This window comes from Sphingobacterium sp. UBA865, assembly GCF_002295765.1.
GTDB classification, from domain to species: domain Bacteria; phylum Bacteroidota; class Bacteroidia; order Sphingobacteriales; family Sphingobacteriaceae; genus Sphingobacterium; species Sphingobacterium multivorum.
Genome location: NZ_DBGB01000029.1, coordinates 46385 through 67627, shown reverse-complemented (window position 1 = coordinate 67627; position 21243 = coordinate 46385). Strand labels below are relative to the sequence as shown.

Sequence of the window (21243 nt, the reverse complement as noted above, 5' to 3'; positions counted from 1 at the left end):
TTCAACCTAATTTTGTTTTTTTGATAAGTCAAAATTAGGCTGAATATGGAGGTGATATTATTAGAAAACCATTAGAATTTTTAGCTTATTCAAGCCCCTTTAGATAGGCCAGTTTAAGTTCGACTGAAAACACAGTCCCTACATGGAGAGTTGAATTAACCGCTACGGTCCCCTGATGCATCTCAATAATCCGCTGAACAATTGAGAGGCCGATGCCATGTCCCTCTTTTGAAGGCGTACCCGCCACACGGTAAAACAAATCAAAGATATGCGGGATATCCTTGCTGTCTATTCCGATACCATGATCTTTAACCTGCACCTGCGCTACGGTTCTATTTCTGGAGAGCAGTACCTGGGCATGCCGATCGGCACTATATTTACAGGCATTCTCGATCAGATTAGCAAAGGCCACTTTCAAGAGGTAGGCATTTGCAGATACCAAGATTTCCTCTTCGTCGATTGCAGCATTAGCATCAAAAGCGATGCTTACCCGATAGTCTTTATTTTTCTCTAAGACCACCAACTTTGCTTCGAGCAGTATTTCATCCAGTCTGAATTCTTCAAAATTTACCTGCGAACTATCGTAGTTTGCCCGGGCAAAATCCAGCAAGGCTGTCGAAAGTACCGTAGCCTCCTTCGCATCGAGCAATGCCCTATCAATAGAGTTAAAATACTCATCCACATTGGTATTCAGCTGCTGCGCCAATTCCAGTTCGGCGATCATAGCTGCCAAAGGTGTTCTAAATTCGTGTGAAATAATGGATACAAAATGGCGCTGGTTGTTGAAAGATTTTTCCAACCGATTGAACGTATTGTTGAATGTTTCGATAAGTTCTGAGAGCTCATCTTTTGCATTACTATAGGAGACACGCGTGCTCAAGTTGTGTTCGGACACATCCTTTATCTGATGTATAATGTAATTGATTGGCTTAAGAATATAACGTGCAAATAGAAATGAAGAGAAAAAAATAAAAAATAGGGCAACGATATAAATCGTTATCAAAATATTTTTCAGCCGTTCCATATGTGCAAAGCCCGTTACATCGTACGCATGTCCGATCAAGAAAAAAGGCTTACCCTCAAATTGATAGTTCAAGCCCATATACAGTTCTTTGCCTTGCTCCCATGTAAAAAAATTAGACGTTTTGAAAGATTCCAATCTAACATCGGGATACGTCGGTTCGCCTATATCGGAAAAAACAACCCTATTCTGCTGATCGAAAACAGTAATCTGTGCTTCGTTGATCAGCTTTTTATTTTGTTCATGAATTCTTCTTATCTGATGTTCCTGCACCTGAGCATCAAAAATAAATTCTGCGCGCCAGATGATCTTATAGCGCAGCCGATCCACAAATTCTTCCTGCCGATTTAATTCCGAGAAGAAATAAACCGCATAAGCGAATAGAAACAAAATGATAGCCGAAGAGAGCGTAAATACCCAGGAAGTTCTATTAACAATCTTCATTCTTTATTGGATAAAATAAATCCATGTCCGGATTTGGTATGAATCAATTTAGGTGAAAAATCCCGGTCTATTTTTTTACGCAAATAATTGATATATACATCAATATAGTTTGTTCCGGTATCAAAATTTTTGCTCCATACATTACGTGCTATTTCATCCTTGCTGAGCATGGTCTCCCTATGTTTCAAAAAGAAGTGGAGGAGATCAAACTCTTTGGGAGTCAACTTGATAAGTTTTCCCTGACTATGAACCTGCTTACTCCGGAGATCAATACTGATACGATCATAGGTCAGCATCCCCTGAATCTCTTCTTCACTGATTTCCCTGTGCCGCTTGAGCAAGACAGCGATACGTGCAAAAAGTTCGCGTATTTCAAAAGGTTTCACCATATAATCATCGGCTCCCGCATCAAAACCAGATATTTTTTCATCGATACTGCCCAATGCTGTGAGCATGATGATTGGGATCCTGGGGTAAGCCGCACGCATCTGTTTACTGAGCTCTATGCCATTCATTCTTGGTAACATAATGTCTATGAGAAGTAAATCATAGTCAACAGATTTGGCTTCTTTGATTGCTGATTCCGCATCACCAAAAACATTGACCAGGTAGCCCTGACTTGTTAATCCTTTTTTCACACTCGAAGCAACGCGTTCATTGTCTTCTACGACCATTATTTTCACCATTCTAGCATGCTTGTATGTATCTACTAATACTGCAGGACAAAGTTAGTTATTTTTCAAAAAGGCTGAAGAGTTAGGTTTCAACTTATTAAATGTAACAGCAGTATAATCAAAATCCTATGCCCTCCTCATAGTAGCGCAGCCTCCATGAACTTTAGACAACGGTCAGGAAAACTCGGTAAATTTACCGTTATCGCTATTGCTAAAATGGCATGGTTACCACTCGTGCATTATATTGACCTTTTTTAATCACAAATAAAACTGCATACCCACCAGCCCCATCGCCGTTAACAGTACTGATGTATAAAATATCATTTGGGTCATCATAGTAGCATGTTGCAAACTCGTTGTTTACATTAAATAGGTTTTCAATTTCCTTTGCCGGGATCTGGATAAATCTCCCCTTTATAGTAGCTTGAATAGAGGTGTAATGGCTTGTAGGGATTTCGCCATCTGTTCCCCAGACCTGCTGCCCTCTAAATTTGTCTACAACGGTATAACCATCATATTGAGTCGATGAAAAATCACCTTTATTTTTTTCATAATCGAAACTATCGGAATTTATTTGCACGGTTATATCTTTTGTCATAAATTTTGCGGTGCCTTCATCAGAAAGTACAGTAGGGATCTGCTTGTAGGATTCTATATATTTAATTCTTGAATGGTGTACATACCCAGTAATGCTCTTATTTCTTTTGTCTGTATAATCAACAATTACCCAATCGCCAAACTTTTCATCAGGAAATGCATAAACAATTTCATCAGCAGCAATTTTTGAAACAACCACGCTATTCACTGTAGCTTGTTTCCTCACATTTACGTAGCCGTCTTTGTCAATGATTTTTGCAAATTGGGCCGAGGCCAACTGGCATACAGTGAGAAAAAGTAGTACTAAAAGATATCTGTGATTCATTTGGTATAAAGTTATTACTGATAATATTTTGACCCCGACTAATAAGATCTTGGACCATACGATCTTCCTTACGATGACTCATATTTACGAATATGGGTGAAAGATAATAAATCCGCTACCTTTATATCATTTATTGATTAAAAATCTTTTAAAATATATGCTCAGACTAGCTTTTTATGAATTTATATAATGAAAATCCTCTTACCCGTTTTCTACTGAAAACTCGCTAGCGTTAATGACTTTTTGTAGATAAATTTCATCACTAAACAATTCTAAATGCTCTTGCAACAATCATTATGTCGTTAGAAGTGGAAGCGGTTTTAATAACAGAACAGTATAACTTATTATTAACTCATTCCATAAGATTTGAAATCATATTCCTCCTCCGTAATGGATTATTAATGATTTCCTGAATGAATAATCCCCAATCCTGTTCCAAATCATTTAGATCGTCAAATAGCGCTGGATAGTTGAATTTAGGAGCAAATGGAAAAGAAAATCTAACAATTAGGTCTTCTTTATGATAAATCAGAAGCTCCATTGTATTCTCCGCTAGTGGTATCAAATTTACTTTACAATGATCTCCCACATGGAACGTTGTTGTACCAAATAAAAAATAAAGTTCATTTTTCTCTACGTACAAAGCTGTCAAAACATCTTCAATCTGTCTGTACCATCCATAAATATTGGTGACTGGCTCCAAATTTTTAAACTCTTCGCCAGATTCTAAATCAAACAGTATATCGTGTAATTCAAAATTTCGTAGTAGTTTCATAGCTATCTATTTTTTAGAAAAGTTGGTATTTTTAACTACTAAATCCCCGGAGATTATTTCATTCAAACCAACGTGTCCCTGAATGGATCTAAATAATTTAATCCTCGTTCTTCAAATATTTCCTCAAGCTTTTCGGCACCATTTTCCTTTTTAAAAGCTACCTCCTCCTCCGTAATCGGCAGCAACCAATAGAAATGGACTGACTTATTGTTATCGAGGGTAAGAATTTCGAGTTTGGGTCCGTCGAGATAAGGTAGCGAAATAAGGCCATAAGAGCAAGAAGAATCCAAGCGCCATCCTCTTCCCCAGTTAATGGTATGCCAATGGCCCAGACTCGCGCCAAATTTATGATAATGTGCTACGACTATTAATGATTCAACTAATGTTTCATCTTGCTCACTAGAAAACATATGCAGTTCGAGGGCAAATTCATCATGCAAGCCAGACATACCTATAGTCGCATAAGCCCACATGTTCCGTTCGGTTGTTGGGGGAAATTCCAGCACCCTAAAATGATCGCCTAGATCCTTATAGGGACCTTTTGGCCAAGTCAAAACGTTATATTCCTTTCCCCAATTACAGGTATAGTGTTCTAAAAGTTTCTGAAAGTATAAGACTGTATCCATTTTTTAATTTATTAAAAATAATCTACTCCTATAAAACTATTTCCATATAACTTTTGTTCTTACTATACAGAACGACAACAAGCTTCATTTCGGCAAGAACATTTAACATAAAAATTGGCGTCGTACAGTGAAAATCCAATAGTCTTTAAAAACATTGGATGACGAAACAAAAAAGAGGAAACGATAGGAAACATAAAAATTACTGTACAAATAAACGCTAAGAGAAAGGGTCTGATGAGAATCAGGCCCTTTTGACGTAAAAAAGCCACCTCTCCCGACGTGGCTTCGAACTAAATTTAAACATATGATTCACTAGTGCTTTATTTGTAACTTGGTTTCGCAACGCACTAGTTTTTAGATACTATTTATAAGAATTGATCGATTTGGATACTTTCCAGTCGTTGCCCACACGCTCCAAAGTAATTAGATCAGTCTTGGTGAAGTTTTCAAATTTTAGAGTCACTTTAGCTACCATATAGTCTGCTGACTCTTCAAGAATATTGGTGCTTACTGTGCAGTTCAGCTTCTCTCCTTTTTGCTTTTTAAGGATTTAACCACTTCACTCCTACTGTGATTTTGTACATTGGATGATTGGATCTTTTGATTGAAATCTTCGGCAAACAATTGTTCTACACCTGCTGATTCCCCCTCAGTAGTTACCGCAACATAGTGTTCTAAGGCAAAATCTGCTGTGGAAAGGTTAACGTTTGCCTTTGCTGATTTTGCTCCTGGTCCTTCAGCTGCCATTGCAAATATAGATACTGCGATTAGGGCTGCTGCCGCGAATGTTTTTACTAATGATTTCATAATGTCTTTTTTATAGTGTTAGTATTGTTGTTCTTATTTGTTGACTCAAAACTACAACACAAGAGGTCCCTAGCCTACGGGCTTTAGACCAACATCAAAAAAAACTCGGTGAATGGTGGAAATTGGGAGGTGAAAATATGTACGGATACCAAGTCTAATTTCTGAGCGGCTTTTAGTTTCCTGGATAAACTAAATATCAACTAAGTAAGGGCGAATATTAGACCAACTCTCACGAATACGAATCGCTCATCCTAGCCAAATATCTTGTGATTACTTTTAGTATTAGATAATTATAATATGCCCAAAAGGCATACATTATTAAACAAATAAAACTTAAAAACAATGAAAAAGTTATTGATGAGTTTGGTAGCCCTAGCTGCGCTATCAAGCACGGCCTTCGCCGGAACTGAAGCAAAAGCCACCAAAGAAAATGCAGAAGTAAAGACAAGTACTTCGGCAGCTGCCGAAAACACCAACAAAGTTGAAGTTGCCGAATCAACAAAGGAAAACAAAGCAACGTTTCTAAGAAAGTGTGTTTACACGCTAACGGTCTACAATACTAGTGGCCAAGTGATTGACACCTTCACTTCGCAAACCTATGTTGAAAATTCCTGTTCAGGATTCTTCGACAACTGCAGAACGATTTACAGGCATATGCTTGCCCACGGTGAATTAGGAATATAGTCTTCAAATTATATTCCATTCATCTTATAATTGATGAAACATAAGCGGGGCTTAGGCCTCGCTTATTATTGATTTAAAAGCCTGAAGGGGAAAAATAAATCAAAATCAAAATCAAAAAATATCTACTATCGTAAGATCCATGTCGCGATTATTTTTAGACTATCAAAGATAAAAATCCAGTGAACGCATACTTTTTAACCCGATTAAATATTTGGATTACCTTATCGAAATTTTAAATATCGAAACAAAAGGGCATAAGTCCGAAAAAGCCACATCGCTCGACGTGGCTTCACAACATATATATTTATAGGGAATAAGCATTATTGGTAGGAATGAATTGACCTGGACACCTTCCAATCGCCATTCTCGTAAACCAAAGTCACGAGGTCTGTCATGCTAAAGCTGTCAAATTTCATTGCAATTTTTGCAATCATATAATCTACTGATTTTTCTACGATCTTGATATTTACTTTGCAATTTAGCTTTTCTCCGTGTTGATTTTTCAACGATTTAATCACAGCGCTACGCCCATAGGTCAATATGCTGTTAGCCTGTATCTTTTGGTTGAAATCGTCCGTAAACAACTGCTCCACGCCTACCGATTCCCCCTTGGTGGTGACTGCAAGATAGTGATCCAGTGCTAAGCCTGCCGTGGAAAGGTTAATGTTTGTCTTTTCTGATTTGTCTCCCCATCTTTCAGCTGCCATGGTGAATGTGGACAAGGCGATTAAAGCTATTGCAGTGCAATTTCTTACGAATGATTTCATGATATCTTTATTTTATTGTGTTAGTTATCGTGTTTCTACTTGTGGGTCCAAAACTTCTGTTTAATATGCATTTACCCCATGGTCTTTAGACCAGTGATCGAAGAAACTCGGTGAATTGTCATTTACCAACAAGAGATTTCGATCCGGAAGCATGCCGAAGAAATTTAGGACACATTTCGACAACCACATGCCAAACACTATACCAGTCGGCCAAAGGCGTATATTTATGCTTTCTGGGCCTTAAAATGGCCTTTTATTAATCTTCTTTTAAAAAATAAATGTGCGCTTGCGAACAGTTTACAAACGTATTGTCCGCATCGGTACAATGGATAAAGCGTTAAATAGAGACCGTATCAGTTACGCAAACACGGCATTTACAGAAGCAAAAAAGGAATGAGAAGGAAGGAATAACAAACATAAAAAAGCCCGAGAACAATCGGGCTTTTCCAAACGGCAAGTGCTACAAGGCCATTGCTATTCGGTATAAATGGACAAACATCCTCAAATCTGTCTTACGGACAAATCTACAACGTGTTACTTCAGTTTCTGTAAGCGCTCTTTCGCCGCGGGCACAATATCATCGTTTTTATCATAATTGTCAATCACACTTTTCAAGGTACTCTTCGCCTGGAAGGTATTGCCTTTGCGCGCATAGGCATCAGCAAGCAATAGGAAGCTCTTGGCAACCCAGTATTCTTGTGCTTCCCGATTGTTGATCACATCAAAGGCTGTTTCCAGCGCCTTATCATATTCTTTGTTATCATACTGCATTAGTGCCACGCGATAGCGCGCCTCTGCTCCGACTGCCGACTGGCTCTTCAACGCGGCCAGGTTAAATTCTTTCATGGCAGCCGCTACATTCTTTTCTTTTAGCAAGGCTTTTCCACTGTATAGGTGCGCTTTCGCAATTTCTTCCTCGGTTGCGTCCTTGTAATTCTTGATCAGGCTTACGTACTTGGCCATTTGCTCCATATCGCCGAGTTCGAAGTAACACACCATCAGGTTCGTTACTGCGTAGCCATAGTTCTTTTTATATTCTTCGTTGAGCTCCAATTTTTTGAGGTGTACAATGGCCTCGTTGTATTCCTTGAGGTCCAGGTACAGCGCAGCCACCGTCAGCAAGGTATTCTCTGAATACTTGCTCGTCCAGTCGTTCAGGATGATATTCAGATCATGCAGTGCTTCCTGTGGATGCCCCGTACGGTACGAACTCACCCCACGGATGTAACGGGCGAATTTTTCTTGTTTGGGTTTTGGAAATTTATCGAAATAAGCATTGATCGCCTCCACAGCGGCTCCGTATTCTCCCCTGGCGAATAGAGACTGTGCGGCCTGAAAAGCCATATTATCCAATTCCGCAGGACTCAGATTACTGACATTGGTACCCACGGCATAACGGATATAGCTTGAAGCATCCCCCTGATCGAGGTAGATGTTTTCAATGAAACGCATGGCCTGCTCTGCCTCAGCAGTTCGGGTATACTTCTCCACCACCTTCTCGAAAGTCGCTTTCGCCGCTTCGGGCTCATCGTTATTGTACTGCACGAGCCCTATGGTCATTAAGGCGCGGGGAATATAACTGCTACGGGGGTACTTTTCGACCATTGCTTGCAGCCCTTCGATAGCGCGGCCATAATCACCCATCGTGAAATAAGTGTAGGGAATTTCAAAGGCAGCATCATCTGCATAGTTCGAAGATGGAAATTGTTTCAGTACGGACCGCAGCGTACTGAGCTTGGTTTCATTGTCGCCTTGTAGACCAAATAAAATACCACGCTGGAAGAAGGCATAATCCTGGTTTGGCGCTTTGCTATTAATCAGCTGGTCGTAGTACTTGTTTGCCCGACCATAATCGCGCAGACACAAATACGAATCACCTAGACGTGCAATAACATCATACCGAATATTTTGATCCACGGTATTTCCTCCGGCAGTCAGAAAGCGTTCAAAATATTTGGCCGCCAACTCAAAACGGTTATTTCGGTATGCCGCATACGCCAGCCCGTAATTTGCATAATTATAGACATCAGTATTCCGAGCGACGGGCAGGCTTAGAAACTCGGAGAAGTTTTCTACAGCTTCACCAAATTTGCGCACTTCATACATGGCTTCTGCTTTCCAATAGGTCGCAAGAGCCGCCATTTCAGCATTGACCGGAAACTTTTCTGATCGCATAAACATAGATATGCTATTTTCGAAAGCACGCTCATTATAAAACTCCAATCCGCGGTAGTAGGTTACCTTTTGATAGATCGCATTGACTTCCCGACCGCGCTCTTTTAACGATTCCAGCATACTGACACCAGCATGGAAATTGGTCGTCCCCCGTAGAATTTCAGCGGATAGTGTTTCCGCACTTTCCTTTCTTTTTGAACCCGGATCGACAGGTTTCACTTCCTGGGCGATATATTTCTCGAGGACTTTTTGCGCAGCCTGGGTGGAGTCCATTGCAAACAAGATTTTAGCATAGTTAAATAGCGCATCGGCCTTCACTTGCCGGTCCAAATCCAGCTTTGTAGCTTTGACAAAAGCATTTCGTGCAGCTTGCTTGTCGCCCGTCTCCAATGCGATATGACCTAAGGTCATGATCGCCCCCTGATAAAAGGCATCCGAAGGTTTTATGGCCTCCAACATACCGCTCGCCCTTTTGTATTCGCCGGCACCGTAAGCTAGGTAGCTGATGCGATAATTATCGACATTGCTTTGTGAAGCGTCTGGATGCCGTTGCATCAATTCGTGGTAATAGGCCTGTTTATATTTTTGCTGTGCTAAATAAGTGGCAGTGGCAATCTGGCGCAGTTCGGTCTCAATAGCATCACGGTTGATAAGCGTCATATCCGGGCTGCGGCGCACCTTAACGGCATCAGCCAGCATGGGCCGGTAATCACGTACGACATCAATGGAATCCATGGTTTGAACCTCACCGGCGCCACTTCGCACACTTTGCTGTTGTGGTTTCTCTTTCTTATCTTTCTGCTGTTTCCCCACTTCCTGCGCATAGCCTGTAAGCAGTAAAGCCGAAAGCGTTCCTGTAAAAAGGTATTTAAGATAGTTGTAGCTCATTCTTTCTTTCAATATCATTGTTCGTCCGTATTTCTGAGTTTTTCCAAACGTTCTTACGCCAAGGAGGCTGTAGTGCAATATTTATCTAAACAAATAGCCAAAACTAAAGAATTCTAGCCACATTCAGTAAATTATCAGCCTGAAAACAGCCGCATTAGCTAATTTTTACCTTACCGTTGTTTGATTTTTACGATTTAGAATAACATAAGCTATTCCCAATGCGTCCTCGGCAACCGAGTTGATTACAATAATGAAGCCACTTTCTATAAATCCAAGAGATAATCGCATGGGCGACCTCAACGGCCAATACTGCCCGCATCTTGGCCTAGATGTACATTTTTTCTACTTCTAAAAAATAGTTCTTTGATCGGAATAAAGTTCTGAGGCAGGGAAAAAATCAGTAAAAAAGCGAGTGTTTAATAGGGCCATTTCAATAGGTGCTTATTTTTCCAATAGGATAAATAAAAAAACATATTCTTATTATTAATGACAATATAATATATTTAGGTATATAAATATAAACATATGTTTAAGCCATTTCTTATTCTCTTCCTAATTTTCATTTCCTGCCACGTGAAAGCTCAAAAAAGCAGTTCTTATTTTTATTTAAAGAATACCGCAGATAGTTTAATTTTTGAAAAGAAGACACCTGAAGCTTATTTGTTATATCGAAAAATGGTCAAGATTAGTGATATAGATCCGTTTATTGATATAGAATTGGTAAAATTAGCACTAAAAGTAAAAGACAGTAAAACAGCGGAAAAATATTTAAAGCAATCTATTTTAAACGGTGCTTCTTTAGGGATGTTAGAGGTTGACAGTAATGTAAATAGTTTTTTAAAACATCATACCAATTGGAGAAAAACCTACGATTCACTTCGTCAAAAACATCTAAGCAAAATAGCTCATTTGGAGGACCGCACAACTTTACTTAATATGTTGGAAAAGGATCAGGCATTGCGTTCCTTATTGGGAGTTATTGAATACAAAAAAGCTGATTCTCTTATTTTCGCTAGTGACACGGCTAATATGGCCGTGATAAAGGAGATTATAGCGAGAACAGAGTTTCCAAATCTTGAAACTGTTGGCATGGATGGCGTAAACGCTATCTTTATATTATTATTACATACTTTAAACAATGGGATTGAGGATGCCAAAAATATTGAAATTTTGACACCATTGATGAAAAAAGCGGTTATAGACCTCAAGTATCCACCTTTCAACATGGCTTTAGTTATCGATAGACACCGGGCCATAATCCGTCAAAAACAGATTTATGGATCATACTGGGAAATGGGTAAACAAAACAAAAGAATTGTTACACCGATTGAGAACATTGATGAGGTAGATGTACGAAGAAAAGAAATTGGGCTACCACCGCTAAGTCTTTTAAGGAACCAAAGAGGGTATGAATTACCTGTGGATTATAAAAACTAAGTGATAATTTCAATTCAGCCAAAAAAAACATCACCTTGATTTAATCTGCCTTTTCATAAAAAAAATCGCAGGTATCATCTACAACAATGACAATACTATTTCCCCGTTTTTTTATGACTAATTCACACGAAGCAGTACCTCCAGAATAACGCAAAACCAATCGCGTATCAAATACGCCGTATGCTACATGGTATTCTCCATTGCCAAAAAAAGAACTTCGATATTTATTGTTATCCAACAAGGTTAGCTCATCATCTCTATCCGGCAGCTCTGCACCTGCAAAGCATTCGTGATATTTGAAGTCATATTTCCCTAATACCATCGAATGCGTAATCAATCTTGAATAAATAATAGCTGTAGCTATTAAAAACAAGATAAGTAAGAATGGCCAACTTCTAGTTTTCTTCATTCCTTTAAATAAAGATATTATTGTTCTTTGGATTTACGATTAAATTTAGAGTTAAAACTTAAAAGAACAAATTTACAATCATAAAAATCTGTGATCATACAAAAAGCCACATCGCAGGATGTGGCTTCTAAACTAAATTTATAAACATGTGATTCACTAGAGCTCGGCTTTTGCTATGACTGAGCTGGCCTCAAATTATGAGCTACTATTTATACGAATTGATCGATTTGGACACTTTCCAGTCATTTCCTTCACGGACAAAGGTTACTAGATCGGTCTTGGTGAAATCTTCAAATTTCAAGGTCATCCTGGCCACCATATAATCGGCTGATGTTTCAAGTATCTCCGTACTTACCCTACAGTTTAGTTTCTCACCTTTTTGTTTTTTCAATGATTTTACCACTTCACTACGTCTATTTGACTTCAACTTTGCTGTTTGAACCTTTTGATTAAAATCTTCAGCAAACAATTGTTCTACACCAGCCGATTCTCCTTCAGCCATGACAGCAACATAGTGCTCTAAAGCAAAGTCTGCGGTTGACAAGTTAACAGTTGTTTTTGCTGTTTTTGATCCTGGGCCCTCAGCTGCCATTGCACATGTTGAAATTGCGATTAAGGCTGCTGCTGCGATTGTTTTTACTAGCGTTTTCATAATATCTTTATTTTGTCGTGTAAGTTTTTCTGTTCTTATTTCTTAATTCAAAACTACGGTTCACTAGAGCTCTAACCGACAGATTTTAGACTAGTTCCCCACAAAACTCGGTGAATGACTGAGATCAAAAGGTGAACGTCAAAATACATTAAGAACATAAGATCCATTTTATTAACTCCGTGCCAAATACTATACCAGCTGTCCCTGTGCGTTCAATAACGCCCCCGATGACCTATTAAAGCACATTTCGTATCTTTTTTCAAAAAAAGTAGATGTACGGGTGCGAACAGTTTAAAACAATATCGTTCACATGCGTACACTATATTAAATGCTGGCAAAAAGATGAACTGAAGCCATAAGAGGTAGATAAAAGCTACGAGCATCGATACAATAAAGCAAGGTCAAATGCTCTTAATTTTTGCCTTGTTGTCTATCGTTATTGCCTGTTTAGGGCTATTCGGTGTAATCACATTCGCTATTCAATTGCGGATAAAGGAAATTGGTATACGTAAAACATTAGGCGCAACATTAAGCAACCTCGTTTATCTACTATGCTCTGATATGGTTAAACTGGTCGGTATAGCACTGTTGATTGCACTGCCGCTCGGATGGTTATTGATGAATCAGTGGCTGCAAGAGTTCGCTTATCGCATTTCGGTCAGCTGGTGGATACTTGCTCTCGCAGGGATTATTGCACTGGTAATTGCTATTCTAACCCTATGTACCAGAGCAATAGCCGCTGCAAAAGCTAATCCGGTCGACAGCTTAAAAGTGGAGTAAGAATTTGAAAACAACCTCTTCCTCAATCACGCCATTCTACTACCCGTACGGCTGTCGCGGGAGCATCAGCTAGACCCTCAGCATCCTTTTGCACTGTAGGCTGCACAAATAAAGCAATTTTACGTTTCTTTTGCCACAACTGGGTATCATATGTAGGTTCCCAGGCTCCTACAGACTGATCACAAAGATCAATAATATTATTAGCCTCTTGCTGCATCCCATTCAACCTCAGTATCGAAGGTCGGTAACCGCGCTCTTGATCCCGAAAGACCAGCGTCAACATTGTTTTATGATCTTTTCCGCGAACCAATAGCTGCGGCCTGGCAATTGGAATATCCTTTGTTCCACCACCACTCAGCGTAAAGGGTGTTTTTCTAAAATCAAAAGACCGGATCTTCCATTCACCCTCTTGTAAATAGATGACCTTGTATTGTGGGATCTCTGATCCTGCGTCACGCCAGTAACTGGCGATAAAAGGATTCCCTTTTTCATCCGCAGCGATAGAGGTTTGATTAATCAATTCGTGCTGTTGTGGGATACGGGCTGCGTATTCAACGGTAGATTCTTTCATAGGTAGCTCGTACCGCATGCCATTACTCTTTTGCCAGGTTAATCCGCCATCGTTTGAACATGCATAAGCCATATCATGATTGCTTTCCACATTGGTACTTTCCCGCCACACCCAAGAAAGATGTATCGTTCCCCGACGATCCACATAACTTTGCCAATAGGCATTTCTCCGCCCCTCGCCATCAATCAGATTGCTATGCATCCGCTCCCACTTCTGTTGTTTACTGTCGTACCTATTAACCACAAGATTACCATGACCGGATCCGCCATCACGATATAAAAACAGCAACTCACCACTGGGCAACTTTAAGAATTCAGGATAGGTCACCTTTGATTCATTTTGTCCCAGCATGGCTTGCTCATAACCTAGCACAAGACTATTGGGGTGAAGGGTACGTGCATATCTCAACTTGCTGTCATGCTGATCCCAGCAAACGTGGAGATATCCTGCCTTATCCACCATAATACTGATCACATTATGGGCATCCTTCACATGCCCAGTATAACCCGAACGTCGCAACTTCCAGACCTTGCCAGAAAGTAACCGCTGACCTAGAACTACATATCCAGCTTCGTCATAATAAGCGATATATTGGTATTTACCATTGCTGGTTAATGAATTTTTACGAAATACGGTTGTGTTGACCGTGTTCTTTGCCCAACCATTTCCGACAAGCGTATTCTTAATTTTCTGCCCTTGTGCATTGTAAATAAACAAGAGGCACGCGCAAGCGAGCATCCCTACTCTTATTAGTTGATTTAGATATTGCTTCATTGAATTTTTTATACATTTGCTGATTCCGCCAAGTCCTTTTGAAAGGAGTCTTATCACCGGAATTTGGGGTTATTGAATGGCTTTGCTCTGATCTTTATGCCAGTCCTGTCCTGACCAGATACGCCGTGCACTCCAGTCGCTCGCTTCACTTGTCCAAAAAGAATCTCCGTCGGGTAATCCCAAAGGCAAAAAAATTACTGAACATAAATAGGGGCTCCCCTGATTATTGTACGGATCGCCCAAGCCCGGCTGATTACCATACATACCCAATGTCAACCAGCCCTTTTCATACGTATTAGGGTTTTCAGTCGATTTTCTCAGTACCGCAGACAGAGCAGCCTTCACCTGTCCTTCGCTAAGCTCCACAGGGAGCCGTTTCTTGAAAGCCATATCGGCGAGATGATGGAAAGCTGCCGCACGATAGATTACAGACCTTCCCGTCGGGGGGAAGCTGCCATCGGCATTGATCATCCGCTCCTGAATTAGGGCATAGCGCGCATTGCGGAGCTTGATTTTTGCAAACATCCCATCATAGTTTTTAGTTTTCAGCTGTATGAAATCCATAATTCCGGCCAGGAAGGGATGGATAACATAACTATTATAGTAATCAAACGCATAATGCGGACCATCCATGTACATTCCATCGCCAACATACCACTGTTCCAATTGCTGCAGCGCATAATCAACGCGCATCACGTCCCAATCATCCGAATACTTCGCTAAAAAAACTTCATTCATCGCTGAAAAGAGCAACCAGTTTGAATAAGCCGGCCGAAATTGGCGGGTAATTTTTATGGATGCTACCAAATTCTTTTTTGTCTGTTTGTCGATATGATCCCACAGCCAAGGACTTCGCATAAATCCCAAAGCGATAAATGAGGCATCAACAAGTTGTTGACCACCGAGATCAAAACGCATAAAATCCCGCGCATTGCTGTCCAAAGCATTTTTAAGTGCTTGAACAGTCCATGCTCTATACTGATCGCGTAACTTTATCTCTTCAGCCGAACCGCCATCCAAAGAAAGCCAGGGCGCTATGCCTGACAATACCCTTCCCAAGACTTCAACATATTGTACTTTGATGCGCTGTTCCTTATTATCCACGTGTATAGAAGTCATTTGTGGCATAGTTAACCGTAGGCTATCATGGGCCAGACTGCGGAGGACAGGACGCAACATCTGATCCATTTCTTTAAGCCAAAAAGCTCTATCCGTCTCCTTTGCTGATACAGGTTTCTCCTTCAAGCCCTGTCCAAGGGCAGTATGGCCTGTCAGAAAAATGACCAAGAACAATAAAATCTTATTTTTCATTTTCAAATCCAATCTATTTTTGAGCTAAATAACGATACATTTCCGAGCCGGCTAATAAAAACGCACCTACACCAAAAGGAGCTGTAGAGTTGGTACCCACCACCTGTCCGGGGATAGCTTTTTCACCGATCGGTTGTACATACCCAACTCTGCCATCGGGTTGTAAAGCGACCTCACTAAGATATTTCCAGCCTTTAACCGCAGCATCTTTAAATTTAAAATCGCTTAGCAATCCATTATTTATTCCCCAGAGCAGTCCATAAGTAAAAAAAGCGGTTCCGCTTGTTTCCCTGCCGGGTGCATGTTCGGAATCTAACATGCTTCGAGTCCAGAATCCCTCCTGCTGTTGACAACTCATGATAGCGGCTGCCATTTCCTTAAAACGCTCCTGATAGTAGGTATAATGTTTATCCTCCTCAGGTAGATCTTGAAGAACCTTCGCAAATGCCGCGAAAACCCAGCCATCGCCCCGGGCCCAAAAATCCTTTTTGCCGTGTAAGCTCTGGTGTTTGGGGAAAACATATTTTGCATCACGGTAATACAATTTCGCTTCCTGATCAAACATGATACTATCGGCATATTGCAAATAAGTATACATCTTATCCAGATAAAGTGAATTCCCTGTCAATTTGTACATTTTAGTCATCACCGGCATCACCATATACAAACCATCGGCCCACCACCAATAGTCCTGTTTATTGGAGTGGATCTGATATTCCATGACTTCTTGAGCACGTGCAATCTTTTCAGGGCTTGGCGATAAATGATAGAGATCGATATAGGTTTGGAAACAGATTTGCCAATCACCAAAAAGAACGTGTTCGTCTGTTTCCCCATAGTTGTATTTCCACAGTTGCGTATCGGTAGACTTGGCTCCTTTCCAATCATTGTATATCGCCCAATCCGTAGAATATTTTAAGTCTCCTGCTGATTTTGAAATCTTATAGAATTCCATATTTCCGGTATGATAAGCTGCCTGATCCCAAAACGCCCAAACTTCGGGCTTATGATGAGACTGCCAGTATTGGTTTGCCTTACTTAGCTGAGCTAGTACGGTCTTTTTGTTCAATTGCTGTCCAAATGAAAAATGTCCTACAAACAATAGACATAAGATTAAATTGATCCGCATATATTTAGATGTATCGTATTTTTTGATAAACTAGCACATAAGCTGCTTAAATTGGTTTGTACACTATTTTAATAGAGACACTTATTACTTTCATCCCGTCCTCTTTTTGCTTTATGAAGCAAAATCTTACTCGTAAAAACTGTTCGTCTTAAATAAACGTACAATATACACTTATTTTAAAAAACAATCGTATCTTTAACCATATAATCTTCAAATTGACTTTTTCTGATCACAAAAGTTGTTTTCAAGATAATAACCTATGATAAGGAAGAATCGATAAATTATCTGATATCGGAAATACCATACTAACATCGCTGCTAACATGCCTAGTTTGAACAGACTCCTACATTCACGTCAGGCCTTGATCCTGATATTCGTTCTCATCCTTGTTCACACAAGCACGCTGACCCGCGCGCAATTCCCCAAGGAGATGAATAAAGATTTATCCAATAGTTCGGTGAAATCTATATTTCAGGATAGCCATGGCTTCATGTGGTTTGGTACCTACGACGGGCTAAACAGATTCGACGGTTATGATATAAAAACCTACAGAAATCAGCTAAATAACGAAAATAGCATTCCGCATAATTATATCTATTGTATAGCAGAAGACCATAATAAAAAATTATGGATAGGAACTGGTCAAGGAATTGGAGTCTACGACCGAAATTTTGATACTTTCACGCGTTTAAATTATATAGACCAAAAATCAAAACGGTCATATCATCTCAATGCCGATACGAAATCCATTCAAATCGATAGTGATAATAATATTTATATCGGCACAAACGGCTGGGGGCTATTTTACAAAAGTCATCAAGAAGCATATGCCATACAAATTGCTTTTAAAGATTATAAATCGAACCTATCCACCTTATACTACCACGTATCGGCCACGCACATTGACGCGACCGGCATGGTATGGGTTTTTATAGAGGGACGCGGTTTATATGCTTTCGACAAAAAAACTCAGCAGTTGAATCTTGTATCGAAGGCTATTACGAGTGCAACCTGTATGGCTAGCACAAACAGCGGTGAACTCTTTATTGGTAATTACGAGGGGCTATTTGTTTGGAAAATCAAAGACCATATGCTTTCGTCCTTGTATCCACAGGAGCTTAAATCGAGCCAGATCAACATGCTGACGCTGGAGGGGCAAAACAAACTTTGGTTAGCCACCCAAAACAATGGCATTTTTATACTTAACCTATCTCATGGAAAAGCAGCAAATAAAAATGTTCTACAGCCCGTACAATTTTCACTGAATAGCAAAACCATTTATACGGTTTACATAGACTCCCAGCGTAAAATATGGATTGGCACCGGAAAGGGCGGCATTGAGACCATTGATAACAATGGCTATAAATTTAATTATTTACAGCAGAAACATTATGCGGGATTTAACTTAGCGCACAAATTTGTACGTTCTTTCGTTGAGTATGATAACAAGATCTGGATTGGTACCGAAGGTGATGGCCTTTATGTATGGGATAACAAGACCAATCAGGTTCAATCTTTTCAAAAAGGGCCACAGCAATTGCCAGACAATACGATAAACCATCTTTTGACCGGAACTAACGGAGATCTATGGATCGCAACCGAAAGGGGCATTGCGCGTTATGCAAAAGGTTCGGCTTTAAAATATTATGTTTGCAGGACGCCAAATGGGGTCGTAAATAACAGTGTACAATTACTTTTTAAGGATCAGGATGAGAAGATCTGGGCAGCGACATTTTCTGAGGGAAGAGTATATACATATAATCCGACAAGCGACCAATTTGAAGTCTTCAGCGAAGACATCTATGATATCAATTGCATGATTGACGATAAACAAGGTAATATCTGGATGGGGAATTACAATGAGATCATACAGCTAAACAAGAAGACACGAAAAAGCGCCAGGTATTTAATCGGAAAACCTGTTCGTGCCATTCGGCTCGGAAAAAATAACAGACTTTGGTTAGGAACAGAAGGTAAAGGGCTCTTGGCATTTGATAGCAAATCAAAAAAGATTGTCGAAAATTATTCCACAAATGAAGGTTTGAGTAACAATGCCGTACTTAATATTTTGGAAGATAAAACCGGGAAACTATGGTTAAGTACCTTTAATGGCCTCTCGAAGTTCGATCCTTCCACTAAAAAAATTGTACGATACGAAGAAACGGATGGGCTTCAAAGCAACGAGTTTTCTTATGGAGCAGCATTTAAGCTCAAAGATGGCCATCTTCTTTTCGGAGGAAACAACGGTTTTAACATCTTTGATGCAGATAGTATCAAACTGAAAATTTATGAACCTGCCTTAGCAATCACAAGTCTTAAAATTAACAATAAAAAGATTGCCGAACTGAGCGACCGGGTCGATATTGGAAAAGATAATACTATTCACAAATTGACCCTTCCCTACAATCAATCTACTTTTTCGCTGGAGTTTGCCGCCTTGGAGTTTGATTCGCCACAAAAGATAAAATATAGATACCGCTTGGAAGGTTTAGACAAGCAATGGAACGATGCCGGGTCTACCCGATCTATCAATTACAACGGCCTGCATGAAGGAAATTATACCCTGCTTATTCAATCGACCGACTCGGAAGGCAATTGGACAAATAAGCAGATTAAGCTCGAGATTCAAATTCTCCCGCCTTGGTATAGAAGCTGGTGGGCTTACCTGCTTTACACGCTGGCTATGATCTATACGGGGCTATGGTATCTGCGCTATCGGAGGAGGCAAATCGCTTTAAATTATGAAATACAGCTTTCAAAATTCACCATCCAAAAGGAAAGAGAACTCAATGAAAAGAGGCACGCATTTTTTACCAATATATCGCATGAATTTAGAACACCGCTGACCCTAATTATTAATCCGATTAAAGATCTGCTGAAGACCAATAAAGAGTCTGAAGACAGGGCTTCCCTTCAGGTAGTACATAGGAACGCCAAAAGGCTTTTGAGCTTGGTGGACCAGCTGCTTGTATTTAGAAAAACAGAGGACGGTGCCGAACAGCTCAAAACCAGCATTTTCGACTGTCAAAGCTTTATGAAAGAAATATTTCTATATTTCGCTGCCCAGGCAAAATTACAAAAGATAAATTATCAGTTCCAGGAAAATTCCGATCCGGTCTTTGTCAATGCCGACAAAGAAAAAATTGAGATCATCTTATGCAATCTAATATCAAATGCCTTTAAATTTACGCCTTCCGATGGCGCTATTCATATTGCTCTATCGCAACAGGGTAGGGAATTAACCATTCAGATCAAGGATTCGGGAAAAGGTATCCCCGAACATCTTGGCGATAGAATATTCGACAAATATTTTTCGGATCCACTGACTGGCCCCAAAAAACAAACGGGATTCGGGATCGGCATGTATCTGGTCAAAACTTTTGTTGAAATGCACGCCGGAAAAATAAGTTATACGAGTTCAACAACAGCGGGAACAACATTCGACCTCGTTTTGCCTATCGTGGCACAACAAATGCCGGCCGAAGAACCATTGGCAGATGTAGCGCACCGCAACGAGTCGGGGATTCAAATGCTATACGATGCACAAGTGGTGACAGAAACAGCTCCCACATTTCCAACGGCCATATCAAGCAAAAAATTCAGTATCTTATTGGTTGACGACGACGATGCGATCCGCAGCTATCTTACCGACATTTTTAAGGTAGAATATACGGTCTATGGTGCCCGTAATGGCGTTCAGGCATTAGCTATGATCAACGAAAAACAACCTGATCTGGTCATAAGTGATATTATCATGGAAGAGATGGATGGATTGTCACTCTGCAAAGCCGTAAAATCTAATGCTACGCTCAACCATATTCAAATCATCCTGCTTACTTCAAGTACTTCCGACGGCACGAAGTTAGCCGGAATTCAATATGGTGCCGATGATTATATCCACAAGCCATTTGATTCGGAAATATTGTTGCTTCGGGTCAAGACATTACTGCAGAACAAAAAGAACCTTCAGGACTTTTTCCTTAACGCTATCACATTACAGTCGAATGAGCTAAAGATATCGATCACAGACAAGCTATTCATAGAACGGTGCATTGAGATTATTGAAGAGAACCTACTGGAAGAATTGACTGTAATAAGCCTTGCCGAAAAAACGGGGATGAGTCATTCGTCACTTTATAAAAAAATTAAAACAATTTCAGGCAAATCGATCAATGAATTTATCAGGTCGGTACGACTCAAAAAAGCAGCAGAAATGCTTATTTTGACAGATTCGAAAATTAATGAAGTAGCTAACTTAACAGGTTTTTACGATCAGCGCTACTTTAGACAACAATTCAACAAATTGTTTGGCGATACACCATCCGACTATGTCAAAAAGTACCGAAAAGCATTTCAGAATGAATTCCATGTAGACCGGCCTTAGTCTGAATTGTTAA

General features: G+C 40.0%; 17 protein-coding genes. 4 read left to right on the top strand and 13 right to left on the bottom strand.

Translation table 11 applies throughout. The features are described from left to right. Positions 1-85: 85 nt before the first annotated feature. From B2O97_RS15820 to B2O97_RS15795, 6 genes are all read right to left on the bottom strand, one after another. Entirely contained in the window at positions 86-1465 is a 1380-nt protein-coding gene (locus B2O97_RS15820) for a sensor histidine kinase (protein ID WP_286767681.1), read from the bottom strand. Next, the gene (locus tag B2O97_RS15815; protein WP_286767680.1) at positions 1462-2151 is read right to left on the bottom strand and encodes a response regulator transcription factor; all 690 of its coding nucleotides are present in this window, start codon (positions 2149-2151) and stop codon (positions 1462-1464) included. Before B2O97_RS15815 ends, B2O97_RS15820 begins: the two co-directional genes overlap by 4 nt. 199 nt (positions 2152-2350) lie before the next feature. Next, positions 2351-3061: a hypothetical protein gene (locus B2O97_RS15810; protein WP_286767679.1), complete on the bottom strand. Its 711-nt coding sequence runs from the start codon at positions 3059-3061 to the stop codon at positions 2351-2353. Between the two features lie 352 nt (positions 3062-3413). After that, positions 3414-3836, bottom strand: a complete 423-nt coding sequence (locus B2O97_RS15805; RefSeq protein ID WP_286767678.1) for a hypothetical protein — start codon at positions 3834-3836, stop codon at positions 3414-3416. A 62-nt stretch (positions 3837-3898) separates the two neighbouring features. Further along, the gene (locus tag B2O97_RS15800) at positions 3899-4462 is read right to left on the bottom strand and encodes a suppressor of fused domain protein (RefSeq protein WP_201639634.1); all 564 of its coding nucleotides are present in this window, start codon (positions 4460-4462) and stop codon (positions 3899-3901) included. Between the two features lie 519 nt (positions 4463-4981). Further along, complete coding sequence (locus tag B2O97_RS15795; RefSeq protein ID WP_201639635.1) at positions 4982-5269, bottom strand: hypothetical protein; 288 nt, start codon at positions 5267-5269, stop codon at positions 4982-4984. 357 nt (positions 5270-5626) lie between these two features. Between B2O97_RS15795 and B2O97_RS15790 the strand changes: the two genes are divergently transcribed. Further along, positions 5627-5953 (top strand): hypothetical protein, encoded by a 327-nt coding sequence (locus tag B2O97_RS15790; protein ID WP_286767677.1) that lies wholly within the window; start codon positions 5627-5629, stop codon positions 5951-5953. 320 nt (positions 5954-6273) lie between these two features. Here the strand turns inward: B2O97_RS15790 and B2O97_RS15785 are convergent, their stop codons facing one another. Both B2O97_RS15785 and B2O97_RS15780 read right to left on the bottom strand, forming a co-directional pair. After that, positions 6274-6720, bottom strand: a complete 447-nt coding sequence (locus tag B2O97_RS15785) for a nuclear transport factor 2 family protein (RefSeq protein ID WP_201639637.1) — start codon at positions 6718-6720, stop codon at positions 6274-6276. Positions 6721-7254: 534 nt separating this feature from the next. Further along, positions 7255-9801 (bottom strand): tetratricopeptide repeat protein, encoded by a 2547-nt coding sequence (locus tag B2O97_RS15780; RefSeq protein WP_201639638.1) that lies wholly within the window; start codon positions 9799-9801, stop codon positions 7255-7257. A 555-nt stretch (positions 9802-10356) separates the two neighbouring features. Between B2O97_RS15780 and B2O97_RS15775 the strand changes: the two genes are divergently transcribed. Beyond that, positions 10357-11220 (top strand): DUF6624 domain-containing protein, encoded by an 864-nt coding sequence (locus tag B2O97_RS15775; RefSeq protein WP_201639639.1) that lies wholly within the window; start codon positions 10357-10359, stop codon positions 11218-11220. A gap of 40 nt (positions 11221-11260) precedes the next feature. On the opposite strand, the gene B2O97_RS15770 is transcribed toward B2O97_RS15775, so the two are convergent. Both B2O97_RS15770 and B2O97_RS15765 read right to left on the bottom strand, forming a co-directional pair. Then, positions 11261-11629, bottom strand: a complete 369-nt coding sequence (locus B2O97_RS15770; RefSeq protein WP_146752988.1) for a hypothetical protein — start codon at positions 11627-11629, stop codon at positions 11261-11263. A gap of 205 nt (positions 11630-11834) precedes the next feature. Further along, positions 11835-12281, bottom strand: a complete 447-nt coding sequence (locus B2O97_RS15765) for a nuclear transport factor 2 family protein (protein WP_201639640.1) — start codon at positions 12279-12281, stop codon at positions 11835-11837. Between the two features lie 405 nt (positions 12282-12686). On the opposite strand from B2O97_RS15765, the gene B2O97_RS15760 reads away from it, so the two are divergent. Next, positions 12687-13061 carry an ABC transporter permease gene (locus B2O97_RS15760; RefSeq protein ID WP_201639641.1) on the top strand — a complete coding sequence of 125 codons (375 nt, stop codon included), beginning with the start codon at positions 12687-12689 and terminating at the stop codon, positions 13059-13061. Between the two features lie 22 nt (positions 13062-13083). Here B2O97_RS15760 and B2O97_RS15755 read toward each other — a convergent pair whose 3' ends face one another. The 3 genes from B2O97_RS15755 to B2O97_RS15745 all read right to left on the bottom strand — a co-directional run bounded on the left by B2O97_RS15755 (position 13084) and on the right by B2O97_RS15745 (position 16846). Beyond that, entirely contained in the window at positions 13084-14406 is a 1323-nt protein-coding gene (locus tag B2O97_RS15755; RefSeq protein WP_236586114.1) for a BNR repeat-containing protein, read from the bottom strand. Between the two features lie 69 nt (positions 14407-14475). Continuing rightward, a complete protein-coding gene (locus tag B2O97_RS15750; RefSeq protein ID WP_201639642.1) occupies positions 14476-15717 on the bottom strand; it encodes a DUF2264 domain-containing protein in 1242 nt (413 codons plus the stop codon). Positions 15718-15730: 13 nt separating this feature from the next. Continuing rightward, positions 15731-16846: a glycoside hydrolase family 88 protein gene (locus tag B2O97_RS15745; RefSeq protein ID WP_201639643.1), complete on the bottom strand. Its 1116-nt coding sequence runs from the start codon at positions 16844-16846 to the stop codon at positions 15731-15733. Between the two features lie 331 nt (positions 16847-17177). Between B2O97_RS15745 and B2O97_RS15740 the strand changes: the two genes are divergently transcribed. Then, positions 17178-21230, top strand: a complete 4053-nt coding sequence (locus B2O97_RS15740) for a hybrid sensor histidine kinase/response regulator transcription factor (RefSeq protein ID WP_201639644.1) — start codon at positions 17178-17180, stop codon at positions 21228-21230. Positions 21231-21243: the final 13 nt, after the last annotated feature.

Excerpts from the sequence above, each read along its gene's own strand:
- B2O97_RS15770 (WP_146752988.1), bottom strand. The coding sequence starts at position 11,629 with ATGAAGAAAACTAGAAGTTGGCCATTCTTACTTATCTTGTTTTTAATA.
- B2O97_RS15785 (WP_201639637.1), bottom strand. The coding sequence starts at position 6,720 with ATGAAATCATTCGTAAGAAATTGCACTGCAATAGCTTTAATCGCCTTG.
- B2O97_RS15780 (WP_201639638.1), bottom strand. The coding sequence starts at position 9,801 with ATGATATTGAAAGAAAGAATGAGCTACAACTATCTTAAATACCTTTTT.
- B2O97_RS15795 (WP_201639635.1), bottom strand. The coding sequence starts at position 5,269 with ATGAAATCATTAGTAAAAACATTCGCGGCAGCAGCCCTAATCGCAGTA.
- B2O97_RS15805 (WP_286767678.1), bottom strand. The coding sequence starts at position 3,836 with ATGAAACTACTACGAAATTTTGAATTACACGATATACTGTTTGATTTA.
- B2O97_RS15750 (WP_201639642.1), bottom strand. The coding sequence starts at position 15,717 with ATGAAAAATAAGATTTTATTGTTCTTGGTCATTTTTCTGACAGGCCAT.
- B2O97_RS15815 (WP_286767680.1), bottom strand. The coding sequence starts at position 2,151 with ATGGTGAAAATAATGGTCGTAGAAGACAATGAACGCGTTGCTTCGAGT.
- B2O97_RS15800 (WP_201639634.1), bottom strand. The coding sequence starts at position 4,462 with ATGGATACAGTCTTATACTTTCAGAAACTTTTAGAACACTATACCTGT.
- B2O97_RS15820 (WP_286767681.1), bottom strand. The coding sequence starts at position 1,465 with ATGAAGATTGTTAATAGAACTTCCTGGGTATTTACGCTCTCTTCGGCT.
- B2O97_RS15765 (WP_201639640.1), bottom strand. The coding sequence starts at position 12,281 with ATGAAAACGCTAGTAAAAACAATCGCAGCAGCAGCCTTAATCGCAATT.
- B2O97_RS15810 (WP_286767679.1), bottom strand. The coding sequence starts at position 3,061 with ATGAATCACAGATATCTTTTAGTACTACTTTTTCTCACTGTATGCCAG.
- B2O97_RS15755 (WP_236586114.1), bottom strand. The coding sequence starts at position 14,406 with ATGAAGCAATATCTAAATCAACTAATAAGAGTAGGGATGCTCGCTTGC.
- B2O97_RS15760 (WP_201639641.1), top strand. The coding sequence starts at position 12,687 with ATGCTCTTAATTTTTGCCTTGTTGTCTATCGTTATTGCCTGTTTAGGG.
- B2O97_RS15745 (WP_201639643.1), bottom strand. The coding sequence starts at position 16,846 with ATGCGGATCAATTTAATCTTATGTCTATTGTTTGTAGGACATTTTTCA.
- B2O97_RS15790 (WP_286767677.1), top strand. The coding sequence starts at position 5,627 with ATGAGTTTGGTAGCCCTAGCTGCGCTATCAAGCACGGCCTTCGCCGGA.